The organism is Streptomyces sp. NPDC041940 (assembly GCF_055589465.1).
The window spans coordinates 1-12,365 of record NZ_JBVJBP010000043.1; the positions used below are offsets into that span (position 1 = coordinate 1).

Sequence of the window (12,365 nt, forward strand, 5' to 3'; positions counted from 1 at the left end):
ATCTTCTCGACGTCGGGCAGGAAGCCCAGGTCGAGCATCTCGTCGGCCTCGTCGAGGACCAGGCACTTGACGTGCTTCAGGTTCAGCTTCTTCTGGCCCGCGAGGTCGAGGAGCCGGCCCGGGGTGCCGACGACGACGTCGACGCCCTTCTTCAGGGCCTCCACCTGGGGCTCGTAGGCCCGGCCGCCGTAGATCGCGGCGACGCGCACGTTACGGACCTTGCCGGCCGTCAGCAGGTCGTTGGTGACCTGGGTGCACAGCTCGCGCGTGGGGACGACGACGAGCGCCTGCGGGGCGTCGGTGAGGGCCTCGGGGGCGGCGCGTCCGGCCTCGACGTCGGCGGGGACGGTGACGCGCTCGAGGAGCGGGAGGCCGAAGCCCAGCGTCTTGCCGGTGCCGGTCTTGGCCTGGCCGATGACGTCCGTGCCGGAAAGGGCGACGGGGAGCGTCATCTCCTGGATGGGGAAGGGGGTGATGATGCCGACGGCTTCCAGGGCCTCGGCGGTCTCGGGGAGGATTCCGAGTTCACGAAACGTCGTAGTCAGGGTGCTGCCTCTTCTGTGTGCGCGGTGCGAGGCGAGCGCGGGGGTCATGTCTGACCGTGCCGGGGACGTCGGCTGCCGTACGGACCAACCACTCGGGCGAGCCGTATGACACGGGACCTCTGCCGACGCTCGAGCGCTCGTACCGCTGAGGGTCCCTCCTGTCGTCGTACGGTCACTGCCGTACGGCCTTGGAGGGCTGTCGGGTCGGAGCCGATCGGGCCACCGACCGGGCATCCTCATGCATGCGGCCTGTCGGGACACGTCGAACACCGTCGACGCACTCTGGCAGGCGCATTACCACCATACCCCGGATTCGCGCACATGCGATGGCCGATTTGGTCACGTAGTCGTGGTCACAGTGATCGGCCGGGGACTTGAGAGAGGCGCCAAGCGGGCTATTGTGCGCCTCATGACTAGCTCTGACAAGCCTGAGAACGCGTCCGCCGAACCCGCCGAACCCACCGGTGTCGCCGCCCAGGACTGGGCGCAGGCGTCCGCCGACCCGCAGTACCGCGCCGCGGTCGTGGACCTGCTCGGCGCGCTGGCGTACGGGGAGCTGGCGGCGTTCGAGCGGCTCGCGGAGGACGCCAAGCTGGCGCCGACCCTCGCGGACAAGGCGGAGCTGGCGAAGATGGCCTCGGCCGAGTTCCACCACTTCGAACGGCTGCGGGACCGGCTGACCGAGATCGGCGAGGAGCCCACGGCGGCGATGGACCCGTTCGTGGCCGCGCTCGACGGCTTCCACAAGCAGACCGCGCCGTCGGACTGGCTGGAGGGCCTGGTCAAGGCGTACGTCGGCGACTCGATCGCGAGCGACTTCTACCGCGAGGTCGCGGCCCGGCTCGACTCCGACACCCGCGAGCTGGTGCTGGCCGTGCTCGACGACACCGGGCACGCCGATTTCGCGGTGGAGAAGGTGCGGGCCGCCATCGACGCCGACCCGCGCGTGGGCGGCCGGCTGGCGCTGTGGGCGCGGCGGCTGATGGGCGAGGCGCTGTCGCAGTCCCAGCGGGTGGTCGCGGACCGGGACGCGCTGTCCACGATGCTCGTGGGCGGGGTGGCCGACGGCTTCGACCTCGCCGAGGTCGGGAAGATGTTCTCGCGGATCACGGAGGCGCACACCAAGCGGATGGCCGCGCTGGGCCTCGCGGCGTAGCACTCCGTGGGGGTGGGCGCCGGTCGTCTCGTGGCTGCGGGCGCGTGGTGTCGCGCGTAGTTCCCCGCTCCGCGGCGGCCCGGCCGCGCCGTCGCCGCCGCCCCATGCCGCCTTCTGCTCCGTGCTTTACGCCGTCGCCGATCGTCGGCGCAGACGGCCGGTCGGGCGCAGCAGCAGGGACAGGGACGCCACCGAGATGGCCGCGGCGCCCAGGAGGCTGAGCAGGGCGGTGCCGGGGCCCAGGGCGGTGTGGGTGACGAAGTCGCCGAAGAGGGCTCCGGCGACGCCCGTGCAGTAGACCAGCGGACGGGTCGGCAGCCGGTGGCCGAGGCGGACCGTCGCCGCCCACGCGAGGAGCAGACCGAGCACGGCGGAGCCGAGTGCTTCGAGGATCATGTCGGGGTCCCTCCCACGGCCGGTCTGGCTCGACGGTCGTAGCCCGTCTTACCCGTGACCTGCGGAATGCAATCCTGCGCTGTGGAGGAGTTGTGATCCGTCTGTGTGTGCGGCCGTACGCACGTCCGGGTGCACCGCACGTACGCGCGAGGGCCCGGCGGCACACGGCCGCCGGGCCCTTCGCGCGACTACGGCTTACAGCGCGCCGAAGCCCACCTTGCGCGGGGCCGGCTCGCCGATCTCGACGTACGCGAGACGGTCGGCCGGGACCAGGATCTTGCGGCCGTGTTCGTCCACGAGGCTCAGCAGCTGCGACTTTCCGGCCAGTGCCTCGGCCACGACGCGCTCGACCTCCTCGGGGCTCTGACCGCTCTCCAGAACGATCTCGCGGGGCGCGTGCTGCACGCCGATCTTGACCTCCACGGCTATGTCCCTCCGACGGTCAGTGATGTGCGCGACCTTCCGCGCCGTACGCAGCACACATTAGCCCGGCGAGGGGACGTACAGTTCCCGCCCGAGAACGCCACGAGCGAACATCGGGCGGGAACAAAGCGCCCGTCAGTGGTGATCGGTCCCGTGCAGCGGGAAGCCCGCGATGCCGCGCCATGCCAGCGAGGTCAGCAGCTGCACCGCCTGATCGCGGGGCACGCTGCGGTCGCTGTGCAGCCAGGACCGCGCGACGACCTGGGCCAGGCCGCCCAGGCCCGAGGCGAGCAGCATCGACTCCGCCTGCGACAGGCCGGTGTCCTCGGCGATGACCTCGCAGATCGCCTCCGCGCACTCGTTGGTGACTTTGTCGACGCGCTCGCGCACGGCGGGCTCGTTCGTCAGGTCCGACTCGAAGACCAGGCGGAAGGCGCCGCCGTCGTCCTCGACGTACACGAAGTACGCGTCCATCGTCGCCCGTACGCGCTGCTTGTTGTCCGTCGTCGAGGCGAGCGCGTGGCGCACGGCCTGGATGAGCGACTCGCAGTGCTGGTCGAGCAGTGCGAGGTAGAGGTCGAGCTTGCCCGGGAAGTGCTGGTAGAGCACCGGCTTGCTGACGCCCGCGCGCTCGGCGATGTCGTCCATCGCCGCCGCGTGATAGCCCTGGGCCACGAAGACCTCCTGGGCGGCTCCCAGGAGCTGGTTGCGTCGGGCACGGCGTGGCAGGCGTGTGCCCCGCGGGCGAACCGCCTCTGTCTGCTCGATGGCTGTCACGCCGCCTCCCATAGTCGTCCACGTGCGGATCTGGCCGCGTCGCCATCGTACTTTTCGGTAACCGTGGTGTGCGCGGTGAGAGCGCAGAATTTCACGGACCGGACGGTTGCGAAAGCGGTTGCGAAGGTTTCAAACAGGGGCAGAGCGGGCAAAGCGCGGCCTCATTCCTGTTACTGGCGCTGTTCGCCGCCCCCGGTGGGGGCTGTCACCGGTAGTCGTCCTCGTCGAGGGAGACGACCCGGGCCTGCTCCGCCAGATCGGCCTCGTTGGCCCGGTCCGGGTCGACGCCGGTCAGCGGGTCGTCGCGGTCCGGCGCGAGGTCCGCGTGCTGCTCGGCCGCGTCGACCTCGGGGGCCTCGACGTCGTACTCCTGCGCCTGGGGCGCGTCCTCGGCCTCGAATGTCTCGGGGTCGGTGGGGTCTACGGCCATGCTGGGCTCCCTTCCTACGAACGTCCCTGAGGATGCAGGGGCCACACGCGGGTGCCCTCTGTACGAGCCTAGGAGACACCCGATCCGGACGCTATGCGATCCGCGTCCGGGGCGTGACGCAGTGCGCATCCCCTGAACTGCTCCTGTCCGATTCTTGTGACGGCGAACACAGGCGAACACATGAGCCACTGCGTGATCGTCTCGTAACATTGCCGCATGTCTTCGACCGAGCTGCCGTTCGTGCCGCCCGCCAATGTGCTGCCGAAGGTGGGGGGCGTCAGGGTGGCGGAGGGCGAGCGGCTGCGGTCGGTCGAGCTGCCCGGGGTCACGCTGACGGTGCGCTCGCGGCCACCCGCGCGCGAGGGGCTGCCTCCCGCCCTGTACGTGCACGGGCTCGGCGGTTCCTCGCAGAACTGGTCGGCGCTGATGCCGCTGCTGGAGGAGGCCGTCGACAGCGAGGCCGTCGACCTGCCGGGCTTCGGCGACTCCCCGCCACCGGACGACGGCGACTACTCCGTCACGGGGCACGCGCGCGCGGTCATCCGCTACCTAGACGCCTCCGGGCGCGGTCCCGTGCACCTGTTCGGGAACTCGCTCGGTGGCGCCATCACCACCCGTGTCGCCGCGGTACGGCCCGATCTCGTCCGTACGCTCACGCTCGTGTCGCCTGCCCTGCCGGAGATCCGAGTGCAGCGCTCCGCCGTGCCCACGGGGCTGCTGGCGGTGCCCGGTGTGGCCCTGCTCTTCACCCGGCTCACCCGGGCCTGGACGGCGGAGCAGCGGGTCCGCGGTGTGATGGCGCTGTGTTACGGGGATCCGGGCATGGTGACGCCGGAAGGTTTCCGCAACGCCGTGCAGGAGATGGAGCGGCGGCTGCGGCTGCCCTACTTCTGGGACGCGATGGCGCGGTCCGCGCGCGGGATCGTCAACGCGTACACGCTGGGCGGCCAGCAGGGGCTGTGGCGCCAGGCCGAGCGCGTTCTCGCGCCGACCCTCCTCGTCTACGGTGGGCGTGACCAACTGGTCGGCTTCCGCATGGCTCAGAAGGCGGCCCGGGCCTTTCGCGACTCGCGGCTGGTGACGTTGCCGGACGCCGGGCACGTGGCCATGATGGAGTACCCGGAGACGGTGGCCCTGGCGTTTCGTGAACTCCTCGAGGATGCGGGAGAGTTGGGCACACGGCGGGCGCGGCGGGCCCGGGGTGACGCCGTCGACACTGAAAGCACCGACGAGAGCATGGGGGGCTGAGGCGCGACGTGGGACGCCACAGCCGCCGCGGGGCCGTCGCCAAGGGCGACACCGCGGACGCGACCGCAGGACGCGACGACCGGGCCGGGTCGGCGCGGGGAGAGAGACCAGGGCGGAGCCAGGCGCCGGACCCGAGCCGGGGTCCCGATGCCGCGCAGGGCGGCTGGCCGGCGCAGGGCGCGGGCCCTCGCCGTACGCCGGGCCCGCGGCCCGCACCGGGTTCCGGGACCGCGCCGGGTTCCGGCACGCCGCCGTACGGGATGCCGCATCTGCCGGACGGATGGAGTCCGGAAGGCGCCCCGGGGCGCGGCGTGCCGCGGCTGCCCGACGGCACCCCCGCGCACGGCTTCCCCGTTGCCCGCGGCGGTCACCCCGAGCAGCGGGAACCCGGCGGCGGCTGGGGAGAGTTGACGGAGAACGGCCGGGGCAGCGCTCCCATACCGCGGCAGCGGCGCGCGTCCGTGCCCGGGCCGCGACAGGAGTACCTCGACGCCTTCGGTGAACGGGACGACGTGTTCGGCGTACGGGACGATGTCTTCGCGCCCCGTACGGCCGCCTCCGCGCACGCGGCGGACGCCTACGCCTCCGTCACGGACTGGAGCGCGGGCACCCCGGCCGACACCCCCTTCGACGACCGTGACCAGGACCGCTACGACCGCGACCACGGCGACCGCGACCGCGACGACGCGGAGCCCACCGGCGCGCCCGCGCCGGCCAAGGGCGGCAAGGGCCGTGCCTTCACCGGCATCGCGGCCGCCGCCGTCACCACCGTGCTGGCAGTGATCGTCGCCGGCCAGGTCGCCGACGACCAGGGCGGTGCCGACGTGCAGTCGCAGTCCGCCACCGACCAGGCCCGCGACCTCCGGGACTCCGCGCCTCACAGTGGCGGGCAGACCCCGGCCCCGGACTCCGACGCGAAGCCGCTCACGTACGACGAGAAGATGGCCAGGACGTACCCGCTCGGCGCCAAGCACAAGGGCTCGGGGAAGTTCGACGCCGTCCCCGGAATCGCGAAGGCGCCCGGTACGGGCCAGAAGCACACCTACCGTGTGGACGTGGAGCAGGGACTCGGGCTGGACGGCGAGCTCTTCGCCGAGGCCGTGCAGAAGACGCTCAACGACCAGCGCAGCTGGGCCCACAACGGCGCGAACACCTTCGAGCGCGTCTACTCCGGCAAGCCCGACTTCGTGATCACTCTCGCCAGCCCCGGCACGACCGCCGACTGGTGTGCCAAGTCCGGCCTGGACACCACCGTGGACAACGTCTCCTGCGACTCGGCCGCGACCGAGCGCGTGATGATCAACGCCTACCGGTGGGCGCAGGGCTCGCCCACCTACGGTGACAAGATCCACGCATACCGGCAGATGCTGATCAACCACGAGGTCGGGCACCGCCTCGGCTACAACCACGTCACCTGCGACAAGGACGGCGACCTCGCCCCGGTCATGCAGCAGCAGACCAAGTTCCTCAACCACGACGGCATTCGCTGCCGTGCCAACCCCTGGGCCTACCCCGGGAATTGACCGGCGTCACGGGGCCGGCCCGCACCGCGCGTTGACATGCACAGAAAAGTCGTACATATTTCTGCGCATGTCGCCCCGTCCCGCCTCCGTTCGCGCCGCCATCGAGCTGGCGCTCATCGGCGTGACCCCGCTCTGCGTGGCCGACATTCACTGTTGCTGACGCCCGCCCCAGGCGCGCGTCGCGAAACCCATGCTCTCCGTGACCCGGTCACGGCTTCTTCGGTCACGGCTTCTTCGACGACCCGGCGCCGGGCAGACGTCTGATTCTTTTCGTCTCACCCTTCGTCATCTCGTCTCGCGATCCGAGACATCATCGAGAGGTCGTCATTCCGATGCGCCAACCGTCCGTCACAGCGCGCCGCGTGGCCGCGGCATCCGTCAGCCTGGTCCTGGCAGCGGGCGCCGCCGCCTGCGGGCCGAAGGACAACGATGCCAAGGGTGCCGGCGGCGACTCCACGCCCCACAAGGGCGGCACGCTCACGGTCCTGAACGCCACTCCCCAGCAGGACTTCGACCCGGCACGGCTGTACACCTCCGGCGGCGGCAACGTCCCGTCCCTGGTCTTCCGTACGCTCACCACGCGCAACCGCGAGGACGGCGCCGCCGGCACCGAGGTCGTCCCCGACCTCGCCACGGACACCGGGCGCCCCAGCAAGGACGCGACCGTGTGGACGTACACCCTGAAGAAGGGCCTCACGTACGAGGACGGCACCCCGATCACCTCGGCCGACATCAAGTACGGCATCGAGCGCTCCTTCGCCCCCGAGCTGTCGGGCGGCGCCCCCTATCTGCGGGACTGGCTGGTCGGGGCGGCCGACTACCAGGGCCCGTACAAGGACAAGAAGGGCCTCGACGCGATCGAGACGCCGGACGAGCGGACCATCGTCTTCCACCTGAACAAGCCCGAGGGCGAGTTCCCGTACCTGGCCACACAGACGCAGTTCACGCCCGTCCCGAAGAGCAAGGACACGGGCACGAAGTACGAGGAGCACCCGGTCTCCTCCGGGCCGTACAAGGTCGTGAGGAACGAGAACGACGGTGAGCGGCTGACCCTGGAGCGCAATACGCACTGGTCCGCCTCGACCGACGCCGAACGCAAGGCCTACCCGGACAAGATCGACGTACGGTCCGGGCTCGACTCGTCTGTGATCAACCAGCGGCTGTCCGCGTCCCAGGGGGCGGACGCCGCCGCGGTCACCACGGACACCAACCTCGGCCCGGCCGAGCTGGCCAAGGTGACCGGTGACAAGGAGCTGGCCGCCCGCGTCGGCACGGGGCACTTCGGCTACACCAACTACATCGCGTTCAACCCGACGATCAAGCCGTTCGACGACCCCAGGGTGCGGCAGGCGATCTCGTACGCCATCGACCGGTCGTCCGTGGTCAACGCCGCCGGCGGTTCGGCGCTCGCCGAGCCCGCGACCACCTTCCTGCCCGACCAGAAGTCCTTCGGCCACACGCCGTACGACCTGTTCCCGGCGGGCAAGGGCGGCGACCCGCAGAAGGCCGAGGAGTTGCTCAAGCAGGCCGGCCACCCGAACGGTCTCACCATCACGCTGACGCACTCCAACGCCAAGGACTTCGAGACCAGCCCGGAGATCGCGACCGCGATCCAGGACGCGCTCAAGAAGGCCGGCGTCACGGTCAAGCTGCAGGGCCTGGAGGAGAACGACTACTCCGACAAGATCCACGACGTGAAGACCGAGCCGGGCTTCTTCCTCGCCCACTGGGGAGCCGACTGGCCCTCCGGCGGTCCGTTCCTCGCCCCGATCTTCGACGGCCGGCAGATCGTCAAGGACGGCGCGAACTTCAACACGGGCCTGCTCAATGACAAGTCGGTCAATGCCGAGATTGACGCGATCAACAAGTTGACGGATCTTGACCAGGCTGCCAAGAGGTGGGGCGCACTGGACAAGAAGATCGGCGAGAAGGCCCTGACCGTCCCGTTGTTCCACCCCGTCTACAAGCGCCTGTACGGCCAGGACGTCAAGAACATCGTGATCAGCGACTGGACCGGTGTGCTGGACATCTCCCAGGTCGCGGTGAAGTAGCGCCGTGAGCGAGGCAGTTCTCGCCGTCGAGGCCCCCGGAGTGTCCGCTCCGGGGGCCTCGGGGGCCCGTCAGTTCTGGCGGCGGCTGCGGTCGCAGCGCGCCGCCCTCGTCGCAGCGGTCGTCGTCGCGCTGCTCGTCCTGGTCGCGCTCGCCGCGCCTCTGCTCACGGCACTGGAGGGCCAGGACCCGACCACCTACCACCCCTCCCTGGTGGACTCCGCGCGCGGGGGCGTGCCCATCGGGTCGCTCGGCGGCATGAGCGCCGACCACTGGCTCGGCGTCGAACCGCAGACCGGACGCGACCTGTTCGCCCGGCTGACGTGCGGTGCGCGGGTTTCGCTGGGCGTGGCGCTGGCGGCGACCGTCGTGCAGGTCGCCATCGGGGTCACCATGGGCGTCGCGGCCGCACTCGGGAAGCGATGGGTTGATCAACTGTTGAGCCGGTTCACGGACATCATCGTCGCGATGCCGCTCATGATCATGTCGTTGGCGCTGCTCGCGATCGTGCCGTCGAGCTTCCCGCGCCCCGTGCTGGTCGCGCTCGTCATCGGCCTGATCGGCTGGGGCAACATCGCCCGCATCGTGCGCGCGCAGACGCTCACCCTCAAGGAACTCGACCATGTCTCCGCGGCCCGGCTCAGCGGCTGGGGCACCTGGAGCATCGCCCGCCGCGAGCTGCTGCCCGGGATCGCCGCGCCCGTCATCACGTACGCCGCGCTGCTCGTCCCGTCGAACATCACCGTCGAGGCCGCGCTGTCCTTCCTCGGCGTCGGCGTGAAGCCGCCGACGCCCTCCTGGGGACAGATGCTCACCGCCGCCGACGTCTGGTACCAGGCTGCCCCGCAGTACCTGCTGCTGCCCGCGGGCGCGCTGTTCGTGACGGTGCTGGCCCTGACCGTCCTCGGCGACGGCGTACGCACCGCGCTGGACCCGCGCGCGGCCTCACGGCTGCGCGTCGGGACGGGACGGAAGCGGGAGTCGAGGGCGGCCGAGGAGCGCGGGCATGACGCGCAGGCCGCCGGGGGAGGTGCGGCATGAACGGTCTCACCGGCTTCGTCCTGCGCCGGGCCGTCGGCGCCGCGGTCACCCTGCTCGCCATCTCGGTGATCGTCTACGTCGTCTTCTACGTCACTCCCGGCAACGTCGCCCAGATCACCTGCGGCCCACGCTGCTCACCGGAACAGGTGGACCAGGTCGCCCGGCAGCTGAACCTGGACGACCCGTTGTTCGCGCGGTACTGGCACTTCCTGCAAGGGCTCGTCGCCGGCCAGGACTACTCGACGGGTACGTCCGTGCAGCACTGCTCCGCGCCCTGCCTCGGCCTGTCGTACCAGAGCGACCAGCAGGTCACGCAGCTGATCTGGGCAAAGCTCCCGGTCAGTCTGTCCCTGGTGTCCGGCGCGATGGTGCTCTGGCTGCTCCTCGGCGTCGGCACCGGCGTGCTCTCCGCCTGGCGGCGCGGCCGGTTCTCCGAGCGGGTGCTGACCGGCATCACCCTCGCCGGCACGGCCACCCCGGTCTTCGTCATCGGCCTGGTCCTGATGATCGTTGTCTGCGGGGAGCTGCGGTTGCTGCCCTTCCCGCAGTACGTCGCCCTCGGCGACGACCCCGAACAGTGGGCGTGGAACCTGGTGCTGCCCTGGCTGTCACTGGCCCTCATCGAGGCCGCCGCGTTCGCCCGGCTGACCCGGGCGTCGATGCTGGAGACGCTGGCCGAGGACCACATCCGCACCTTCCGCGCGTACGGCGTCGGCGAACGGTCGATCGTCGGACGGCACGCGTTGCGCGGGGCGTTCGCGCCGGTCATCGCGCTGAACGCCAACAACGTCGGGTCGGCGATCGGCGGCGCGGTGCTCACCGAGACGCTCTTCGGCCTGCCCGGCATCGGACAGGAACTCGTCCATGCCGTCAAGGTCGTCGACCTGCCGGTCGTGGTCGGCATGGTCCTGGTCATCGGTTTCTTCGTGGTCCTCGCCAACGCCGTCGCCGACGTGCTGTACGCGGTGGCCGACCGACGGGTGGTGCTGACATGAGCCTGGTCGACGTGACCGACCTGAGCGTGGACTTCGGCGAGCTGCGTGCCGTCGACGGACTCTCCTTCCGCCTGGAGCAGGGCGCCGCCCTGGCCCTGGTCGGCGAGTCCGGCTCCGGCAAGTCGACCGTGGCCTCCGCCCTGCTCGGCCTGCACCGCGGCACGGGAGCGCGGGTCGGGGGCTCGGTCGAGGTGGCCGGCACCGACGTGCAGCGGGCCTCCGAGGTGGAGTTGCGGCGGCTGCGTGGCGGGCAGGCCGCGATGGTGTTCCAGGATCCGCTGTCCTCCCTCGACCCGTACTACGCGATCGGTGACCAGATCGCCGAGGTGTACCGCGTCCACGCGCGGGTGTCCGGGCGGGCGGCACGCGCGCGTGCCGTCGAGGTCCTCGACCGGGTGGGCATCGCGGACGCGGCCCGGCGGTCCCGTTCCCGGCCGCACGAGTTCAGCGGCGGTATGCGCCAGCGCGCCCTGATCGCCATGGCGCTCGCGTGCGAGCCCCGCCTGCTGATCGCCGACGAGCCGACGACCGCCCTCGATGTCACCGTCCAGGCCCAGGTCCTCGACCTGCTGCACACGCTGCGCGAGGAGACCGGCATGGGCCTGCTGCTCGTCACCCACGACGTGGGCGTCGCCGCCGAGAGCGTCGACGAGGTGCTGGTGATGCGGCACGGGCGGGCGGTCGAGCACGGTCCGGTGTCGGGTGTGCTGGGCGCGCCGGCCCAGCCGTACACCCGGGAACTGCTGGCCGCGGTGCCACGTCTTGACGCGCCCCGGAAGACCTCGTCGGCGCACGGGGAGGTCGTGCTGGAGGCGACCGGGCTGAAGCGCGTGTTCGGGCGCGGAAGGCGGGCGTTCACGGCTGTTGACGAGGTGTCGCTGACCTTGCGGCGCGGTGAGACGCTCGGCATCGTCGGCGAGAGCGGCAGCGGGAAGACGACCCTGGGGCGCATGCTCGTCGGGCTGCTGGAGCCGACGGCCGGATCGCTGAGGTTCGAGGGCCGCGCGCACACCGGGGTGAACCCGGCCGTGCAGATGGTCTTCCAGGACCCCGTCTCCTCCCTCAACCCCCGCCGCACCGTGGGCGGGTCCATCGCCGATCCGCTCCGGGCGCGGGGCGAGTCCGAGGAGGGGCGCATCCGGGAGCGCGTGGCGGAACTGCTGGAGCGCGTGGGGCTCGAAGCGGCGCACCACGACCGCTACCCGCACGAGTTCAGCGGCGGCCAGCGCCAGCGCATCGGAATCGCGCGGGCGCTCGCGGCCGACCCGCGCGTCATCGTCTGCGACGAGCCGGTCTCGGCCCTCGACGTCACCACCCAGGCGCATGTGGTCGACCTGCTGGGGGAGTTGCAGCGCGAACTCGGGCTCGCGCTGGTCTTCATCGCGCACGACCTGGCCGTCGTACGCCAGGTCAGCGACCGGGTCGCGGTGATGCGGGAGGGCGGGATCGTCGAGGAAGGGCCCGTCGCCGAGGTGTACGGGTCGCCACAGGAGCCGTACACCAGGCAGCTGCTGGCCGCCGTGCCGGCGCTCGACCCGGAGGCCGCCGCGCGCCGCCGCGCGGAGCGACGGGAGTTGGCCGCGGCATGACGATCCGTGTCCGCTTGATCTCCTAGCGCGACAGAACGCGACCCGCACGGGAAAGTTACGACCGTTCACCCCTTTTGGTGGGGGGGGGGGGGGGGGGGCGCCCGCCCCCCCCCCCCCCCCCACCCCCCCCCCCCCCCCCCCCCCCCCCCCCCCCCCCCCCCCCCCCCCCCCCAACCCCCCCCCGCCCCCCCTC

The 12,365-nt window shown here is 71.4% G+C and carries 13 protein-coding genes; 8 read left to right on the forward strand and 5 right to left on the reverse strand.

Annotated elements, in window-relative coordinates; all coding sequences use genetic code 11:
* The coding region (locus ACZ6I3_RS39140) for a DEAD/DEAH box helicase (RefSeq protein WP_469421097.1) at positions 1-593 on the reverse strand (593 nt) is incomplete at its 3' end.
* A 361-nt stretch (positions 594-954) separates the two neighbouring features.
* Between ACZ6I3_RS39140 and ACZ6I3_RS39145 the strand changes: the two genes are divergently transcribed.
* Positions 955-1,701 (forward strand): ferritin-like fold-containing protein, encoded by a 747-nt coding sequence (locus ACZ6I3_RS39145; RefSeq protein ID WP_059252463.1) that lies wholly within the window; start codon positions 955-957, stop codon positions 1,699-1,701.
* A 126-nt stretch (positions 1,702-1,827) separates the two neighbouring features.
* Here the strand turns inward: ACZ6I3_RS39145 and ACZ6I3_RS39150 are convergent, their stop codons facing one another.
* The 4 genes from ACZ6I3_RS39150 to ACZ6I3_RS39165 form a co-directional block, all read right to left on the reverse strand.
* Positions 1,828-2,097: a hypothetical protein gene (locus ACZ6I3_RS39150; protein WP_208881609.1), complete on the reverse strand. Its 270-nt coding sequence runs from the start codon at positions 2,095-2,097 to the stop codon at positions 1,828-1,830.
* 195 nt (positions 2,098-2,292) lie between these two features.
* Positions 2,293-2,520 carry a DUF3107 domain-containing protein gene (locus ACZ6I3_RS39155; protein WP_189723087.1) on the reverse strand — a complete coding sequence of 76 codons (228 nt, stop codon included), beginning with the start codon at positions 2,518-2,520 and terminating at the stop codon, positions 2,293-2,295.
* A gap of 135 nt (positions 2,521-2,655) precedes the next feature.
* Complete coding sequence (locus ACZ6I3_RS39160; protein ID WP_469421098.1) at positions 2,656-3,297, reverse strand: TetR/AcrR family transcriptional regulator; 642 nt, start codon at positions 3,295-3,297, stop codon at positions 2,656-2,658.
* 205 nt (positions 3,298-3,502) lie between these two features.
* Positions 3,503-3,727 carry a hypothetical protein gene (locus ACZ6I3_RS39165; protein ID WP_382840538.1) on the reverse strand — a complete coding sequence of 75 codons (225 nt, stop codon included), beginning with the start codon at positions 3,725-3,727 and terminating at the stop codon, positions 3,503-3,505.
* Between the two features lie 216 nt (positions 3,728-3,943).
* Here ACZ6I3_RS39165 and ACZ6I3_RS39170 point away from each other — a divergent pair, with 216 nt between their 5' ends.
* The 7 genes from ACZ6I3_RS39170 to ACZ6I3_RS39200 all read left to right on the forward strand — a co-directional run bounded on the left by ACZ6I3_RS39170 (position 3,944) and on the right by ACZ6I3_RS39200 (position 12,172).
* Positions 3,944-4,975 carry an alpha/beta fold hydrolase gene (locus ACZ6I3_RS39170; protein ID WP_469421099.1) on the forward strand — a complete coding sequence of 344 codons (1,032 nt, stop codon included), beginning with the start codon at positions 3,944-3,946 and terminating at the stop codon, positions 4,973-4,975.
* Between the two features lie 8 nt (positions 4,976-4,983).
* Positions 4,984-6,498, forward strand: a complete 1,515-nt coding sequence (locus tag ACZ6I3_RS39175) for a DUF3152 domain-containing protein (RefSeq protein WP_469421100.1) — start codon at positions 4,984-4,986, stop codon at positions 6,496-6,498.
* Between the two features lie 67 nt (positions 6,499-6,565).
* Positions 6,566-6,658: an Ms4533A family Cys-rich leader peptide gene (locus ACZ6I3_RS39180; protein WP_310851085.1), complete on the forward strand. Its 93-nt coding sequence runs from the start codon at positions 6,566-6,568 to the stop codon at positions 6,656-6,658.
* Positions 6,659-6,830: 172 nt separating this feature from the next.
* Positions 6,831-8,549, forward strand: a complete 1,719-nt coding sequence (locus tag ACZ6I3_RS39185) for an ABC transporter substrate-binding protein (RefSeq protein WP_469421101.1) — start codon at positions 6,831-6,833, stop codon at positions 8,547-8,549.
* Between the two features lie 4 nt (positions 8,550-8,553).
* Complete coding sequence (locus ACZ6I3_RS39190; protein ID WP_469421102.1) at positions 8,554-9,588, forward strand: ABC transporter permease; 1,035 nt, start codon at positions 8,554-8,556, stop codon at positions 9,586-9,588.
* Positions 9,585-10,583 (forward strand): ABC transporter permease, encoded by a 999-nt coding sequence (locus ACZ6I3_RS39195; RefSeq protein ID WP_382840553.1) that lies wholly within the window; start codon positions 9,585-9,587, stop codon positions 10,581-10,583. The genes ACZ6I3_RS39190 and ACZ6I3_RS39195 overlap by 4 nt, the downstream gene beginning before the upstream one ends.
* On the forward strand, positions 10,580-12,172 hold the full coding sequence (locus ACZ6I3_RS39200; protein ID WP_469421103.1) for a dipeptide ABC transporter ATP-binding protein: 1,593 nt from the start codon (positions 10,580-10,582) through the stop codon (positions 12,170-12,172). Before ACZ6I3_RS39195 ends, ACZ6I3_RS39200 begins: the two co-directional genes overlap by 4 nt.
* Positions 12,173-12,365: the final 193 nt, after the last annotated feature.